The sequence below is a fragment of the Sphingomonas sp. PL-96 genome (assembly GCF_020707215.1).
GTDB lineage: Bacteria > Pseudomonadota > Alphaproteobacteria > Sphingomonadales > Sphingomonadaceae > Sphingomonas.
Genome location: NZ_JAJFET010000006.1, coordinates 139,290 through 155,372, shown reverse-complemented (window position 1 = coordinate 155,372; position 16,083 = coordinate 139,290). Strand labels below are relative to the sequence as shown.

Here is a 16,083-nt window from a genome sequence, read left to right as displayed (position 1 = left end):
GAACGCGGCCGTTACAGCTTGCGACAAGAAAAGGGTGGACGCAGCCGCGATCCGCGGCTCAAGTCGCCACCATGTCGATCCGGCGTCTTTCGCTCCTCCTCGCCGCCCCTGCCGTTCTTTCCGCCTGTGCGGCCGGGCCGGACTATCGCCCCGCGGCCCCTGCGGAACTGGGCGTGCCCGACCGCTACTCGGTTGCCGCCGACCAGGACCGGCGCGAGGACCTCGGCCGCTGGTGGGAGCGGTTCAACGATCCCCTTCTCGAACAGCTGGTGGCGGAGACCGCGGCCACCAACCTCGACGTCGCGCAGGCGGTGATCCGCATCCGCCAGGCGCGCGAATCGCTGATCCAGTCGCGCGCCAGCCTGTTGCCGACCCTCTCCGGATCGGCGGGCTATTCGCGCAACTTCAACCTGCGTGGCGGCAGTGCGGCGGTGACGCTTCCGGACGGCACGGTCACCAACATCAGCCGCGGTGCGGGCGACAGCTTCTCGCTGGGCGCGGACGCGAGCTACCAGGCCGACATCTTCGGCGGTGTGGGCCGCACGATCGAGGCGACCCGCGCGAGCGAGGAAGCCAGCCGCTTCGACTATGCCAGCGTGCTGATCGCCCAGCAGGCGGAGATCGCCCGCAACTATGTCTCGGCGCGGCTTGCCCAGGCGCAGCTCGCCAACGCGCGCAGTTCGCTGGCGCTCCAGGACGACAATCTGGAAATCGCCGGCTTCCGCGTTCAGGCGGGGCTGGTCTCCTCTCTCGACCAGGAGACGGCACGGGCGCAGCGCGCGCAGACCGCCGCCACCATCCCGACGATCGAGGCGAGCTATAATTCCGCCGTGTCGCGCCTGGCGGTGCTGACCGGCCGCGCGCCGGGGGCGCTCAAGGAGTCGATGGCGGCCACCCGCCCCATCCCCATCGCCGCGACCCCGGTCGGCGTCGGCATTCCCGCGGACACGCTGCGCCAGCGCCCAGACGTGCTGGCGGCCGAGCGCAGCCTGGCGGCGGCGACCGCGCAGATCGGCGTCGCCCGCGCGCAGCTCTACCCGGCGCTGGCGATCAGCGGCAGCATCGACACCAACGCGACCAGCTTCAGCAACCTTGCCGATGTGATCAGCGGCGGGCTGTTCGCCGGCCTCACTCAGGCGATCTTCAACGGCGGCCGGCTGCGCTCGCAGGTCCGATCGCAGGAAGCCGCGGCCGAAGGGGCACTGCTTACCTATCGCTCGACGGTGCTTACCGCGCTGGAGGATGTGGAGAATGCGGTGGTCGCGCTCGATGCGGCCCAGCGCCGTGCCCGCGAGTTCGCGGTGGCGCTGGATGCGTCGCGCAACAGCGCGATCCTGTCGCGCAGCCAGTATCGCGCCGGGCTGACCGACTTCACCACGCTCAACCAGGCCGAAGCCTCGCTGCTGTCTGCCGGCAACGGCCTGGCCCAGGCGCAGGCCGACCAGGCGAGCGCGCTGGTGCAGCTCTTCACGGCACTGGGCGGCGGCTGGGACGCGGCCGGAATCCCCAGCGGCGACACCCGCGCCGCGCCCCGCATCACCGGCAGCTTCCCCGCCGTCGCCCCGACCGACCAGACCCCGCAGGACCGCTGATGGCCGAACCCACCTCCACCGAACTCAACGACTTCCTGGGCGCAAAGCCCGTGCCCCGCTGGCGCAAGCGGCTGAAGTGGGTGGTCGTCGCCGTCGTCCTGCTGCTGCTGATCTTCGCGCTGTCGCGCTGCTTCCGCGGTGCAGATGGCGTGTCCTATGCAACCGAGGCGGTGAACCGCGGTGCACTGACCGTGACGGTGTCGGCGACCGGCAAGCTCGCGCCGACCAACCAGGTCGAGGTCGGCTCCGAACTGTCGGGCCTCGTCACCAAGGTGGTGGCGGACGTCAACGATCGTGTGACCGCTGGCCAGCCGCTCGCGCTGATCGACCCGGAGCGGCTCGACGATGCGATCCAGCAGAGCCAGGCGACGGTCAACGCGCGCCTCGCCGATGTCGCGACCGCCAGGGCGACCCAGCAGGAGGCGCGCGCGCAGCTTTCGCGGCTGGAAGAAGTGAGCCGCCTTTCGGGCGGTCGCGTGCCGGCCAAGACCGAGCTGGAGACGGCGCGCGCCGCCGCGTCGCGCGCGGTCGCTGCCGTCCGCGCGGCCGAGGCGAACGTCGTGTCCGCCCGCGCCCAGCTCAATTCCGACCAGACCCAGCGTACCCGCGCGATCATCCGCTCGCCCGTGAACGGCGTGGTGCTCGCGCGCCAGATCGAGCCGGGGCAGACGGTGGCGTCGTCGTTCAACACCCCGACGCTGTTCGTGATCGCCGAGGACCTGTCGTCGATGAAGCTGGAGGTCGCGATCGACGAAGCGGATGTGGGCCAGGTGAAGGAAGGCCAACGCGCCGACTTCACCGTGGACGCATTCCCCGGCGCCACCTTCCCGGCGCGCATCACCCGCGTTGACCTGGGATCGAACCTGACGACCAGCTCAAGCTCGTCCACGAGCACGACCACCACCAGCACGACCGGCCAGGTAGTCTCCTATGCGGCAACGCTGAGCGTCGAGAACCCGGAGCTGAAGCTGCGTCCCGGCATGACCGCGACTGCCGAGATCGTCACGGTGGAGCGTCCGCAGGTGCTGCTGGTGCCCAACGCGGCGCTGCGCTTCACGCCCGCCGCGGCGGACGCCGGCGCCTCCGGCGGCAGCGGACGCGGCGGCATCACCGGTGCGCTGCTGCCGGGACCGCGTCGGCGTGATGGCGGCGGTGCGGAAAAAAGCGCGACGCCGAGCCGCAGCGGCCAGCAGACGGTCTATATCCTGGGCGGCGACGGCAAGCCGCAGCCGGTGCAGATCGCGACCGGCAACACCAACGGCCAGGTCACCGAAGTCATCGGCGGCGGACTGAAGCCGGGCATGAAGGTCATCACCGGCCAGCTGGCCGCGGGTCAGACCGCGCCGGCAGGCGGTGGGCAGGCGGGCGGCGGAGGCCAGCGTGGCAAGTGACGCCGCCGATCCGCTCATCCGCCTGCGCGGAGTCACCAAGGTCTATGGCGAGGGCGCGACCCAGTTCCAGGCGCTGAAGGGCGTCGACCTCGACATCGCGGCGGGCGACTTCGTGGCGGTCATGGGTCCTTCGGGGTCGGGCAAATCGACGACCATGAACATCCTCGGCTGCCTCGACGTGCCATCGGCCGGGACCTTTCTGTTCCGTGGTCATCATGTCGAGACGCTGGGCCGCGACGAGCGGGCGCTGCTGCGGCGGCGCTACCTGGGCTTCGTGTTCCAAGGATTCAACCTGCTCGCCCGCACCAGCGCGCTGGAGAATGTCGAGCTGCCGCTGCTCTATCGCGGCGATGCCAAGGCCGAGCGGCGGGAGGCGGCAATGGCGGCGCTCGCGAAGGTCGGGCTCGACCAATGGTGGGACCACACCCCCGCAGAACTCTCGGGCGGCCAGCAGCAGCGCGTCGCCATCGCGCGGGCGATCGTCACTCAGCCCGACGTGCTGCTTGCCGACGAGCCGACCGGCAACCTGGATTCGGAGCGGTCGGTGGAGATCATGAAGCTGCTCACCGAACTCAACGCGCAGAGCGGCATCACCGTGCTGATGGTCACCCACGAACCCGACATGGCCGCGTTCGCGCGCACCGTCGTCCACTTCAAGGATGGATTGGTGGAACGCATCGACGAGAACCACCATCAGGGCGAGGTGGTCGACTGATGCTCGGCACCACCATCCTGCTCGCGGTCCGTTCGATCCTGCGGCACAAGCTGCGCTCGTTCCTGACGACGCTGGGCATCATCATCGGGGTCGCCGCGGTGGTCACCATGGTAACGCTGGGCAAGGCGACGACGTCGGCCGTGCAGTCGCAAATCGCGGCGCTCGGCACCAACATCCTGCAAATCCGTCCCGGCCAGGGCTTCGGCCGTGGCGGTGGCGGGCCGCGCCCGTCGGACTTCGAGGAAGCCGATGTCGAGGCGATCCGCGAACAGGTGGCGGGCGTTACCGCAGTCGCGCCCCAGGCCCAGTCGACCGCAACCGCGATCTACAATGGCGCCAACTGGTCGACGACGATCAACGGCACCACGAGCGACTATTTCCAGGTGCAGCCCTGGCCGCTCACCTCCGGCCGCACCTTCCTTCCGGCCGAGGAACAGGCGGGCAAGGCCGTCTGCATCATCGGCAACACGGTGCGGCAGAACCTGTTCCGCGGCGGCGAGGCGATCGGCCGGCGCTTCCGCATCGGCAACGTCTCGTGCGACGTGATCGGGACGCTGTCGACCCGTGGCCAGGCGGGCTTCGGCGGCGACCAGGACGATGTCGTCATCATGCCGATGAAGACTGTACAGCGCCGCTTCACCGGCAGCCGCGACATCCGGCTGATGCTGGTGGGCGTCGATGCAGCCTATGAAAGCAGCACGGTGCAGGCATCGATCAGCAAACTGCTGCGCGAACGCCGCAACATCTCCGGCGGCAAGGAAGACGACTTCAACATCTTCGACACTGCGCAGATTTCCGCGACGCTGACGGGTACGACGACCCTGCTGACCGGGATCGTCACTGCGGTTGCCGCAATCAGCCTGATCGTCGGCGGGATCGGCATCATGAACATCATGCTGGTGTCGGTGACCGAACGCACGCGCGAGATCGGCATCCGCCTGGCGATCGGCGCCGTCGCGCGCGAGGTGCTGATGCAGTTCCTGGTCGAGGCGATCGCGCTGTCGTGTCTGGGCGGCGTAGTGGGGCTGGTGATCGCGCAGCTGGCGGTGCTCGGGCTCGCGCCAGTGATGCAGGTGCCCTATCTGTTCGAGCCGCAGATCAACCTGATCGCCTTTGCGATCGCAGCGCTGATCGGCGTGGTGTTCGGCTATTTCCCGGCGCGGCGGGCAGCAGCGCTCAACCCGATCGACGCGCTGCGGCACGAATAGCCGCAGCGCCTGAGGGCAGGCCGTAACGCGCGCGCAACGCCGCCAAGTCCTCAGGCGTATCGATGTCGATCAATTCGTCCGCCTGGGTGACGACATGGCGCCCCGCCTGCACCAGCGCACGCGCGCCTGAGTCGCCGGCGCAGCGCAGCAGCTCGGGCAGGCGGTTCGCACCGAACAGCGCCGGGGGCGTCGGGTGGACGCCGTTGCTCGACGCCATCACCGCATCCGGCCCCTCGGCCAGGTCGAACAGCCGGTAGATCTGCGTCGCGGTCACCCGCGGCATGTCCGCCAGCGCAACCAGCACGGCCGATGCGCCGCGTGCCTGGGCTGCCGCCACGCCGAGCCGCAGCGAACCGGCCTGCCCTTCCTCGGGCGCAGCATTCTCGATCACGGTGTAGCCGCGCGCCGCAAAGTCGAGCGCTGTCTGGCTAACCACCGCGATGCGGGTCTGGAAAGGCACCGCCTCCAGCGCGGTCACGACGTGATAGGCGAGCGGCTGGTCGAGGAAGCGTTCGGCCAGCTTGTCCGTTTCGCCAAACCGCCGGGAGCGCCCGGCGGCAAGCAGCACCAGCGCCGTATCCTCAGCGCGGAGCATGAAAGGCCTGGACCATCGCCGCCGCGATCGACAGCGCAATCTCCGCCGGGCCGATCGCACCGATCGACAGGCCGACCGGTCCGTCGATCCGCGCCAGCGCGTCGGGCGCGACCCCGGCGGTGGCAAGCCGCTCCAGCCGCGCGGCGTGGCTGCGCTTCGATCCCAGCGCGCCGACATAGGCCGCCGGACTCGCCAGCGCCGCGAGCAGAGCGGGGTCGTCGATCTTGATGTCGTGGCTGAGCGTCACGACCGCAGTGGCGGGGTCCGGCCGCAGTGCCGCAATCGCCTCGTCCGGCCAGCGATCGTCCAGCGTCACGCCGGGAAAGCGCTCCTGGGTGAGGAAGCGCGCGCGCGGGTCGATCACCACGGTCGTGATGCCAAGCGTCGCGGCAAGCGCTGCGAGCGACTGGGCGATCTGCACCGCGCCGACGATCAGCAGCCGGCGGGGCGGGTCATAGCGGTTGCGGAACACTTCCGCCGCGCCGCCTTCCCGCAGGGTGCTGTGCCCGGTTTCCAGATCGGTCTCGACGGTGAGCGCCCGGCCTGCCGCCCGCGCTTCGGCGATGCGGTCGAACAGCTCGGGGTCGAAGCCGGTGGCGGACACCGGCTGCACCATCACCTCGATCTCGCCGCCGCACGGCAGGCCCACTTCCCACGCCGCCGCATCGGCGATGCCGTAGCGCTTGCGCTGGAAGGCGCTGCCGGCAAGCACCTCGGCGGCGGTCGCCAGAATGTCGCTTTCGACGCAGCCGCCGGACACCGAACCCTCGAATCGGCCATCGGCGTGGACGAGCATGTGGCTGCCGCGCGGGCGCGGCGCCGACCCCCAGGTGGAGACCACGGTGGCCAGGGCAAGCGGTTCGCCTGCCCAGGCGCGCGCGGCGGCAAGGACGCTGTCGTTATCGGCCATGCGCGACCGCTCGCAGACCCGCGCGGGGGACGCAACCTCCCGTCGTCATACCGCCGGCAGCCCGGCAAGCAGCTTGTCGAGGGTCAGCGGATAGTCGCGTACCCGAACGCCGGTCGCATTGTAGACGGCGTTGGCGATGGCCGCGCCCGCGCCCGAGATGCCGAGCTCGCCCAGCCCTTTCGAATGAAGCGGGTTCGCGTGCTCGTCGCGCTCGGGCAGGAAATGCACCTCGAGGTGCGGCACGTCGGCATGCACCGGCACATGATATTCGGCGAGGTCGTGGTTGACGACACGGCCGGAGCGCGGGTCGTGGACCAGTTCCTCGGTCAGCGCCGCACCGATGCCGAACACGATGCCGCCGATGCACTGCGACCGCGCAGTCTTTTCATTGAGGATGCGTCCCGCGGTAAAGGTGGAGACGAAGCGCTTCACCCGTACCTCGCCCGTCACGGCATTCACCCGCACTTCGCAGAAATGGGCGCCATAGGATGCCTGGCGGCGCTCCTTCTCCTGCTTGCCCGGCTTGATCGTGCCTTCGGCCGAAATCCCGGCGCCGACCAGCTCGGCAATGGGCCTGCTGTGGTTGTGCGCGATGGCAACGCCGTCCTTGAGGGTGAGTTCGTCCTCGGCACAGTCCATCGCCTTGGCGAGCTTTGCGCGCAGCGCCTCGCACGCGAGATAGACCGAGGAGCCGCTGCTGCTGGCGCCCCAGGAGCCGCCCGATCCTGCGCCCGGCGGCAGATCGGTGTCGCCCAGCCGCACATCGATGCTGTCGGTTGGAAGCCCCAGCAGCTCGCCGGCGATCTGTGCCAGCACGGTATAGGTGCCGGTGCCGATGTCGGTCATGTCGGTCTCAACCGTGGCCCGGCCGTCGGGCCCGATCGACACCCGCGCCTGCGACTCCTGCAGCTGGTTGGAGCGTGCGGACGCCGCCATGCCATGACCGATCAGCCACTCGCCCTCGCGCCGCCGGCCCGGCGTGGGATTGCGGTCGGCCCAGCCGAACGCGGCGGCGCCCTCGTCCAGGCAGCGCGACAGCTGGCGGGTGGAAAAGGGCACATCCTTGAGCGGATCGCGCTCCGGATCGTTCAGCTTGCGCAGCGCCACCGGATCCATGCCCAGCGTCTCGGCAAGCTCGTCCATCGCCCCTTCCAGCGCCAGCATGCCCGCAGCCTCGCCCGGCGCGCGCATCGATCCCGACAGCAGCCAGTTCATCGGCACCAGGTCGTGGGTGATGCGGCGGTTCTCGCCCGCATAGAGGAAGTGGGTCGAGACGCCGGCGGGCTCGAAATACTCCTCGCCGTCGATGTTGCTGCACAACGTCTCGTGCGCGACCGCGGTGATCCGCCCGTCGCGTCCGGCACCCAGGCGGATGCGCTGATGCGTGTTGGAGCGGCGCACCGTGGCGTCGAACACCTGCTGGCGGCTCATCACGGTCTTCACCGGCCGCCCAACCTTGCGCGCGGCAATGGCGGCCGCCACCGCTTCGGCCGAAATCCCGAGCTTGGAGCCGAAGCCCCCGCCGACATAGGCGGAGAGGATGCGGACCTTGGCTGGTTTCAGCCCCAGCGCCTGGGCAAGCTGCTGCTTGTCGCTGGCCGGCATCTGGTACGAGCCATAGATGGTGAGCGCATCGCCGTCCCACACGGCGGTGGAGGCATGCGGTTCCATGGCGGCGCTGTTCTGGCTGGGCGTGGTCCAGACCGCGTCGACCACGACCTCAGCCGTGGCGATCGCCGTATCCACGTCGCCGGTCGCGACATGGGGCTCGGTCGATCCGCCCTTGGGCTTGTGCGCCTGGTCCAGCCGCCCATCGAAGTCGAACAGCCCTTCCTTTTCCTCACAGCTGACGCGCACGCGCGCCGCGGCGTCGCGCGCCTGTTCGAAGGTTTCGGCGACGACGATCGCCACGGCTTGGCCGAAATAATGGATCTCCTCGACGCCCTGCGTCGGTGCCTTTTTGGAGCCGCCCTGCTGCGGGTTGCGGATAAAGGTGTCGAGGTCGACCACCACGTCGATCACGCCCGGCATCGCCAGCGCTTCGGCGGTGTCGATGGCAGTGATCCGCCCGCGCCCGACCTTTGCCTGCACCAGATAGCCATAGGCGAGGTCCGGCAACGCATATTCGGCCGAATAGGTCGCCTTGCCCGCGACCTTGAGCGGACCGTCGACGCGGTTGAGCGGACGCCCGATCAGCCCCTGCGCGCCGGTGTCGAGCAGGCTGACGGGAACGGGCTTGTCCATCTTGAGCACAGGGCTGTCGCTCATTGGGTGAGCTCCTTGAGGGTCGCGATCAGCACGCGGCGCGCGAGCGGGATCTTGAAGTCGTTATGGCCATGGCCCTGGGCATCACGCACCAGCGCGTCCGCGGCCTGCTCGAACAGCGCATCCGACGGCGCCTGGCCGACCAGCAGCTGCTCGACCGCCGGGTCGCGCCACGGCATGTGCGCGAGCCCGCCGAACGCGAGCCGGGCAGCCGTGATGCGCCCGTCCTCGACCGCAATCGCCGCGGCCATCGACACCAGCGCAAAGGCGTAGGAGGCGCGGTCGCGCACCTTGCGATAGAGCTGCCGGCCGGCGGGGGGTGCGGGCAGCTCGACATGGGTGATGAGCTCGCCGGGGCGCAGCACATTCTCCAGATGCGGCGTGTCGCCCGGCAGGCGGTAGAAGTCGCCGATCGGCAGGCGGCGGCGGTCGCCGTCGGGCAACTGAGTCACGATCGTCGCGTCGAGCAGCTGCATCGCCACCGCCATGTCGGACGGGTGCGTCGCGATGCAGTGTTCGGATGCGCCGAGCACTGCATGGATGCGGTTGAACCCGCGCAGCGCCGCGCAGCCGCTGCCGGGCGTGCGCTTGTTGCACGGGTCGCCGGTCTCGTAGAAATAATAGCAGCGGGTCCGCTGGAGCAGGTTGCCGCCGGTCGACGCCTTGTTGCGCAGCTGGGCCGAGGCGCCGGCCAGCAGCGCGCGCGACAGTGCCTCGTAGCGCTGCCGTACCAGCGGATGCGCGGCGAGATCGGCGTTGGGGACCAGGGCGCCGATGCGCAGACCGCCCCCCTCGGTTTCCTCCACCTCGTTCAGGTCAAGGCGGCTGATGTCGACGACCTGCTCGGGCGTCTCCACCTGCAGCTTCATCAGGTCGAGCAGGTTGGTGCCGCCGGCGATGAACTTGGTCGCCTCGGCAGCACCGGCGCGGGCGGCCTCTTCGGGCGTGGTCGCCCGTTCGTAGCGGAAGTGCTTCATTCCGCCGCCTCCGCCAGCTTCTGGCTCTCGGCCGCCTCGCGGATCGCGGCGATGATGTTGGGATAGGCGGAGCAGCGGCAGAGATTGCCGCTCATGCGCTCCTGGATCTCCGCGTCGCTGAACTCGACCGTGTCGAGGTCGGCGGTGACATGGCTCGGCCAGCCCTTGGCCACTTCGTCGAGCATGCCGGTCGCCGAACAGATCTGGCCCGGCGTGCAATAGCCGCACTGATAGCCGTCGTGCTTGACGAAAGCGGCCTGCAGGGGCGCGAGCGCGTCGGGCGTGCCCAGCCCCTCGATCGTCGTGATCTCGTCGTCCTGGTGCATCACCGCCAGGCTCAGGCAGCTGTTGATGCGGCGGCCGTTGACCAGCATCGTGCAGGCGCCGCACTGGCCGTGGTCGCAGCCCTTCTTGCTGCCGGTCAGCCCCAGATGCTCGCGCGCAAGGTCGAGCAGCGAGGTGCGCACGTCGACCTCCGCTTCATAGGTCTGACCGTTGATCCGGAATTGCATGGCGCCTTCTCCCTCGAACGCCTGCAACGCCGGGGTGCGCCGCTATTTCCTCCTGCGAAACACTCGCAAGCGTTTAGGGCATGATCGGCAGCGTCACCTTGCTGCCGGTGCACACCCGCTGCGTCGCCTTCACGAAGTCCGCAGGCGTCGCCTTGTAGATGTTGGGCACGAACTTCTGCGGGTTGCGGTCGATCACCGGGAACCAGCTCGACTGGACCTGCACCATGATGCGGTGGCCGGCCTTGAACACATGGTCATGGTCGCGCAGCGGCACGTTCCAGGCGCGCACCTGGTCGGGAACGAGCGGCTTTGCCGTCTCATAGCTGTCGAGCCAGCGGCCACGGCGCACCTCCATGGCGATCGGCAGGCGATAGCCGTTGAGCGACCGGGCGTAATTGCCCATCTGCGCCGGCGAAGGCACGGGCTCGGCATCGTCGGGATAGACGTCGATCAGCTTGACCACCATGTCGCTGTCGGTGCCCGAGCTGGAGGCCATCAGCGTGGCGGCGACTTCGCCGGTCACCGTCAGGTCGCGTTCGAGCGGCGCGCTGGTCCAGCTGAGCACATCCGGCCGGTTTTCGACAAAGCGCTGGTCCGCCGCTTCCCACCACCGCCATTCGAGCGAGGGATAGGTAGGAGAGATCGGCCGCTGGCGGAACGGCACCGGATTGGCCGGATCGGACACGAAGTCGCGGCACTGGCCCGCGCTGCCCGCATCGGCGAACGACAGGGTTCCGTCCGCGCGCAGGTAGAGCGCCTTCGGCGTGGCGCCGGGGGCCGGCCATTTGGCATAGCTTTTCCATGTCCAGCTGCCCGACTGGAACATCCTTGCCTCCAACGTCGGCTTGGCGCCCTTGCCGTGCAGCCAGTAGCGGAAGAACGGCGCCTCGATGTCGCGGCGGAAATCGGTGCCGCTGGTGCCGGGGATCGGGAAATGCCCCATGTCGCTGGCGGCCTGGCGCCAGCTGCCATGTGCCCAGGGGCCGGCGACGATCATGTTGTTGTTGGCCGGATCATCGGCCTCCATCTTTTCATAGATCTTCCAGCTGCCGAGCGGATCCTCCTGGTCCCAGAAGCCGGCGACATGGAGCGTCGGCACGCTCGACCGCCCAAGCCGGTCGGTCCAGTGCTGGTCCTTCCAGAAGCGGTCGTAATCCGGATGCTCGATCATCTGGGTGAGCCGCGGCACGGTGCCCTTGAAGTAGAGCTTGTCGAGGTTCTCGATCGGCCCGAGCTTCAGGAACCATTCGTAGGTGTCATAGGCGCCATAGTCGAAGCTCTCGCCGCCCTTGTTGTTCTGGAGCGGGTAGAGCCAGTCGGTCGCATAGGAGAGCCGCATCGCGCCGTAGCGATGCAGGTCGTCGTTGATCCACCAGTCGTTCCACGCCGCCTGCGGGCTGACCGCCTTCAACGCCGGGTGCGGGCGGGCGAGCGCGACGGCGGCGGCATAGCCGGGGTAGGAGACGCCCATCATGCCAACCCGGCCGTTGTTGGCGGGCACGTTCTTCACCAGCCAGTCGATCGTGTCGTAGGCGTCGGTCGCCTCGTCCACGCCCTTTGAGCCCTTCGGTTGAAGTGCCATCGACATGGTGAACTGGCCTTCGCTTTCGAAACGGCCGCGCATGTTCTGGTTGACGAGGATGTAGCCGTCCGGCTCCATGAATTCGAGGCTGCGCTCGGGTCCGACGGCGCTTTCAGGCGGCACGCCATAGGGCGAGCGCTGGAGCAGGATCGGCAGCGGCCCCTGCTTGTCGAGCGGACGCCGGATCACCGTCTGAAGCCGGGTGCCGTCGCGCATCGGCACCATCACCTCCTCGTAGCTGTAGCGCGCCTGCGGGGCGGCCGGTGCTCCCTGCGGCACACGGGCCGTCGCCAGCGATGCCGCGCCAGCGCTCGCCAGCAGCAGCGCCAATCCCGTAAGCGCCCGTCCCAACATCCGCATCCTCCCACCCGATCCAGCCGTAGCATCCATGCAGCACCCCCGATGGTCAATGCCGCCACGCGCCGGCAACGGCGGGACGCAGCACCAGGCTGTTGAGGTTAAGCAGCGCATGCGCGAGCATCGCCAGCCACAGGGCGCCGCCATAAAGGTAGAGCGCCGCGAACAGTGCGCCGATCAGCGTCGTCGCGAGCACGCCGGCGAGCCGCTGATAGCCGTGCGCCACCCCGAACAGCAGCGTCGCAACCGCGAAGCCCACAGCCGCGCTCCCCGTCACTTGCGCGGCCAGCAGCGGCAGCACCAGGCGGAAGAAGAGTTCCTCGACCACCCCCGCAGTGATTGCGAGCGCCGCAGCCCAGCCCAGTTCCGCGCGGGTGCGCGGCAGCAGCGCACCGACCCGGCCGATATGCAGATCGCCCCTGCCCCGCCGGCGCCGCCATGCAGCGATGGCGAGGCCCAGCACCGCGCCGCCGCCGAACCCGGCGACCACCGCCGCAGCCAGCAGGCCGATGCTCCTGGGTGCCGCACCCGGTCCCGCGAGCCAGGTGCCGACCGCGGCGGCCAGCGCTGCAAACTCTGCCGGCATTCGCCACAGGAGGTCGAGCCGCGCGAGCAGCGCCAGCGCCGCCAGCGGCAACGCCCCGAACCACAACCATGCGCGCACAATCCAGCGGCGCTGCCGCGCAATGCGCGGCCTGGCGGGGGGCGCCCCGCGCCAGCGCCGCAGCAGCGCCTCCCCCTTCAGGAACCAGGCATAGCCCGCGAGCGTCAGCGCGAGCAGCGCCGCGGTCATGCGTCGATGCGGTGCTCGCCCTTGACCCAGCGCACGGTGCCGGAGCTGGCGCGCATCACCACGCTTTCGGTGGTCATCTTGCCGCGCATCCGCTTGACGCCGGCCAGCAGCGAGCCGTCGGTGACCCCGGTCGCGGCAAAGATGCAGTCGCCGCGCGCCAGCTCGGTCAGGTCATACTGCTTGTCGAGTTCGGTCACGCCCCACTTGGCAGCGCGCGCCCGCTCGTCGTCGTTGCGGAACAGCAGCCGGCCCTTGAACTGGCCGCCGACGCAGCGCAGCGCAGCGCACGCGAGCACGCCTTCGGGGGCGCCGCCGATGCCCATGTAGACGTCGATGGTGGTGTCGGGATTGCTGGTCGCGATCACGCCGGCCACGTCGCCGTCGCCGATCAGCACCACGCCGCAGCCGATGGCGCGCAGCTCGGTGATCAGCGCCTCGTGCCGCGGACGGTCGAGCACGCAGGCAATGATCTCGCTGGGCTTCACGCCCTTGGCCGCGGCGATCGCCTCGATGTTCTGGGTCGGCGTCTTGTCGAGGTCGATCACGCCCGCCGGATAGCCCGGGCCGACCGCGATCTTGTCCATATAGACGTCGGGCGCGTTGAGGAGCCCGCCCTGCTCCGCGATCGCCAGCACCGCCAGGCTGTTCGGCCCGGCCTTGGCGCAGATGGTCGTGCCTTCCAGCGGATCGAGCGCGATGTCGATCGCGGGCCCCTGGCCGGTGCCGACCTTTTCGCCGATGAACAGCATCGGCGCCTCGTCGCGCTCGCCTTCGCCAATCACGACCGTGCCGTCCATGTCGAGGCCGTTGAGCGCCTCGCGCATCGCCTCCACGGCGGCGGCATCAGCGGCCTTTTCGTCGCCCCGGCCCACCAGGGTCGAGGCGGAGATCGCGGCGGCTTCGGTCACGCGGACCATCTCCAGCACGAGGACACGATCGAGAACGTGGCTGGCGGTCTGCATGGCTGTGCTCGTGCTCCGTATGATGATGCCGGTGGCGATAGGTGAGGCGCACCCGCTTGTCGAGGAAGCCGCTGGTGTTTTGCACCGGATGCGGCACTATCCGTCGGTCCAGACTCGCGCCGAGGGGGTGCCGATGCCGTTCGAACTGCTGCTGGTGGTGATGGCGCAACAGGCGAACGTGGACGCCGCCCTTGCGCGATATCGGGAGGCGACACGCGCCGAATATCGCTGCGAGCCTACGGCTGATACCAACGAGGTGGTGGTCTGTGCGTTGCGCGACGCCGATCACTATCGCGTGCCGATCCTGGAGCCGACGCCCGGCGATCCCAAGATCGTGGATGCGATCGCCGAACGAGAACGGCTGGTAAAGGTGATCCCGATCACCTGCGGACTTTCGACCTCGTTCGAAGGATGCGGCATGTTCGGCGCGACCGCCACCGTCAGCAGCCGCGGCGTCGGCGTGTCGCGGCCGCGACCGATTGCGCCCTGATCCTTCCGAACGCCCCTGTTTCATCAACCCGTGCGTTGTCCGTGCGAGGAGAAGGCAATGGCGAAGCAGAGCAAGGCACAGCAGGAAACGGTCGAGCGCGTCCTGCACGAGTTCAAGGAAGGCGAGCTTCAGTCCGGTTCCGGCGACAAGGTGAAGGACCGCAAGCAGGCGGTCGCGATCGCGCTGAGCGAGGCGGGCGCGTCCAACCAGCAAAGCCCGTCCGAGAACAAGCGCCGGCTTGCGAAAACGAAGCGGCAGGAGCGCGACGACGCCCCCACCAAAGCCGAATTATACGAGCGGGCCAAGAAGCAGGACATCGCCGGCCGGTCAAAGATGAGCAAGGCGCAGTTGGAAAAAGCGGTAGGCTGATCGGCCTTTTTCCCGGGCCGGGCCCACGGAACTCGCCCCAGCGTCGGCCGTTCGCGTGGCGAAGGAGTTCCCCATGACCGATCGCCCCACCCCGCCGCAGCCCGAGCAGCAGCAGACGCCTCCCGGCACCACTGCCGAGATGAGCCCGCGCCCCGACCATGGCGAGCAGAGCTATCGCGGCTCCGGCCGGCTGGAGGGGCGTCGCGCGATCGTCACCGGCGGCGACAGCGGCATCGGCCGGGCCGTTGCCATCGCCTATGCGCGCGAGGGCGCGGACGTGCTGATCTCCTACCTCAATGAGGACGCCGACGCGCAGGAGACCGCGCGGCTGGTAGAGGAGGCCGGGCGCAAGGCGGTGCTGGTGCCGGGCGACATCGGGGACCCGGCGCATTGCCGCGCGATCATCGACCAGGCAGTCGAGGCGTTCGGCGGCATCGACATCCTGGTCAACAACGCCGCCCACCAGATGACGTTCGAGGCGATCACCGACATTCCGGACGAGGAGTGGGACAGGACGTTCCGCACCAACATCCACGCGATGTTCTACCTGACCAAGGCGGCGGTGCCGCACATGCAGCCGGGCTCGGCGATCATCAACACCACCTCGGTCAACGCCGACAATCCCAAGCCGACCTTGCTCGCCTATGCGACCACCAAGGGTGCGATCCAGAACTTCACCGGCGGACTGTCGCAGCTTCTGGCGGAGCAGGGCATCCGCGCGAACTGCGTGGCGCCGGGACCGATCTGGACCCCGCTGATCCCCAGCACCATGCCGCCCGAGCAGGTGAAGGAATTCGGCAAGCAGACGCCGATGGGTCGCGCCGGCCAGCCCGCCGAGCTCGCGCCCGTCTATGTCATGCTCGCCAGCAACGAGGCGAGCTATGTCTCGGGCGCGACGGTGGCGGTGACGGGCGGTACGCCGATCCTGTAAAGCCCTTTCGCAGGCGCAACGATTGCGGCAACAATCCCGGCCCAGTGCCGGACAGGGAGACTGAAGTTGAACGATCGAGAGCAGCGTATCCGTGACCGGGCTCATGCGATGTGGATCGAAGAGGGCGAGCCCGAGGGCCAGCATGAGCGCCACTGGGACGCGGCCTGCCGCGAGATCGACGCCCAGGCCGCTGCCTCGACCGACGCGGAGGTGACGCCTGCGCCCAAGAAGGCGCGCGCGCCGCGCGCTGCCGCGACCAAGGCTGCCAGCCCGGTCGAGGCTGCAGCCACTGCCGAGGAAGCCGCCCCCAAGCCCAAGCGCAGCACCGGCGCCAAGACCGCTGCCAAGCCCGCCAAGCGCAAGCCGGGCAGCGCCAAGGCCTGACTGTTCCGCGCCCTGCCGACCGCACCGAGCGGCCGGGGGGCAGCCTGTTC

16 protein-coding genes are annotated in these 16,083 nt (G+C 69.2%); 8 read left to right on the top strand and 8 right to left on the bottom strand.

All coding sequences use genetic code 11. The features are described from left to right. The first annotated feature begins 71 nt into the window (after window positions 1-71). Genes LK533_RS12360 through LK533_RS12345 form a run of 4 tightly spaced genes read left to right on the top strand, consistent with a single transcriptional unit; the run spans window position 72 to window position 4,906 of the window. A complete protein-coding gene (locus LK533_RS12360; RefSeq protein ID WP_229363297.1) occupies window positions 72-1,592 on the top strand; it encodes an efflux transporter outer membrane subunit in 1,521 nt (506 codons plus the stop codon). Continuing rightward, complete coding sequence (locus LK533_RS12355) at window positions 1,592-2,983, top strand: efflux RND transporter periplasmic adaptor subunit (protein WP_229363296.1); 1,392 nt, start codon at window positions 1,592-1,594, stop codon at window positions 2,981-2,983. Before LK533_RS12360 ends, LK533_RS12355 begins: the two co-directional genes overlap by 1 nt. Further along, entirely contained in the window at window positions 2,973-3,698 is a 726-nt protein-coding gene (locus LK533_RS12350) for an ABC transporter ATP-binding protein (RefSeq protein ID WP_229363295.1), read from the top strand. Before LK533_RS12355 ends, LK533_RS12350 begins: the two co-directional genes overlap by 11 nt. Beyond that, window positions 3,698-4,906, top strand: coding sequence for an ABC transporter permease (locus LK533_RS12345; RefSeq protein WP_229363294.1), 1,209 nt, complete (start codon window positions 3,698-3,700; stop codon window positions 4,904-4,906). The genes LK533_RS12350 and LK533_RS12345 overlap by 1 nt, the downstream gene beginning before the upstream one ends. Here LK533_RS12345 and LK533_RS12340 read toward each other — a convergent pair. The 8 genes from LK533_RS12340 to glpX form a co-directional block, all read right to left on the bottom strand. Beyond that, entirely contained in the window at window positions 4,875-5,501 is a 627-nt protein-coding gene (locus LK533_RS12340; protein ID WP_229363293.1) for a nucleotidyltransferase family protein, read from the bottom strand. The two genes, LK533_RS12345 and LK533_RS12340, sit on opposite strands and share 32 nt — an antisense overlap. Further along, on the bottom strand, window positions 5,488-6,411 hold the full coding sequence (locus LK533_RS12335; protein WP_229363291.1) for an XdhC family protein: 924 nt from the start codon (window positions 6,409-6,411) through the stop codon (window positions 5,488-5,490). Before LK533_RS12335 ends, LK533_RS12340 begins: the two co-directional genes overlap by 14 nt. Before the next feature lie 45 nt (window positions 6,412-6,456). Continuing rightward, a complete protein-coding gene (locus tag LK533_RS12330; RefSeq protein ID WP_229363290.1) occupies window positions 6,457-8,679 on the bottom strand; it encodes a xanthine dehydrogenase family protein molybdopterin-binding subunit in 2,223 nt (740 codons plus the stop codon). After that, entirely contained in the window at window positions 8,676-9,653 is a 978-nt protein-coding gene (locus LK533_RS12325) for an FAD binding domain-containing protein (protein WP_229363289.1), read from the bottom strand. The genes LK533_RS12330 and LK533_RS12325 overlap by 4 nt, the downstream gene beginning before the upstream one ends. After that, window positions 9,650-10,165, bottom strand: a complete 516-nt coding sequence (locus LK533_RS12320) for a 2Fe-2S iron-sulfur cluster-binding protein (protein ID WP_229363288.1) — start codon at window positions 10,163-10,165, stop codon at window positions 9,650-9,652. Before LK533_RS12320 ends, LK533_RS12325 begins: the two co-directional genes overlap by 4 nt. A gap of 73 nt (window positions 10,166-10,238) precedes the next feature. Next, window positions 10,239-12,107, bottom strand: coding sequence for a CocE/NonD family hydrolase (locus tag LK533_RS12315; RefSeq protein ID WP_229363287.1), 1,869 nt, complete (start codon window positions 12,105-12,107; stop codon window positions 10,239-10,241). A gap of 46 nt (window positions 12,108-12,153) precedes the next feature. After that, the gene (locus tag LK533_RS12310) at window positions 12,154-12,897 is read right to left on the bottom strand and encodes a CPBP family intramembrane glutamic endopeptidase (RefSeq protein WP_229363286.1); all 744 of its coding nucleotides are present in this window, start codon (window positions 12,895-12,897) and stop codon (window positions 12,154-12,156) included. Beyond that, entirely contained in the window at window positions 12,894-13,859 is a 966-nt protein-coding gene (gene glpX / locus LK533_RS12305; protein ID WP_229363285.1) for a class II fructose-bisphosphatase, read from the bottom strand. Before glpX ends, LK533_RS12310 begins: the two co-directional genes overlap by 4 nt. Between glpX and LK533_RS12300 the strand changes: the two genes are divergently transcribed. From LK533_RS12300 to LK533_RS12285, 4 genes are all read left to right on the top strand, one after another. Beyond that, window positions 13,858-14,349: a hypothetical protein gene (locus LK533_RS12300; RefSeq protein ID WP_229363284.1), complete on the top strand. Its 492-nt coding sequence runs from the start codon at window positions 13,858-13,860 to the stop codon at window positions 14,347-14,349. The genes glpX and LK533_RS12300 overlap by 2 nt on opposite strands. A 57-nt stretch (window positions 14,350-14,406) precedes the next feature. Continuing rightward, on the top strand, window positions 14,407-14,718 hold the full coding sequence (locus LK533_RS12295; protein WP_229363282.1) for a DUF6496 domain-containing protein: 312 nt from the start codon (window positions 14,407-14,409) through the stop codon (window positions 14,716-14,718). 73 nt (window positions 14,719-14,791) lie between these two features. After that, window positions 14,792-15,649: an SDR family oxidoreductase gene (locus LK533_RS12290; protein ID WP_229363280.1), complete on the top strand. Its 858-nt coding sequence runs from the start codon at window positions 14,792-14,794 to the stop codon at window positions 15,647-15,649. Between the two features lie 66 nt (window positions 15,650-15,715). Beyond that, entirely contained in the window at window positions 15,716-16,033 is a 318-nt protein-coding gene (locus tag LK533_RS12285) for a DUF2934 domain-containing protein (protein WP_229363279.1), read from the top strand. The last annotated feature ends 50 nt before the right edge of the window (window positions 16,034-16,083 follow it).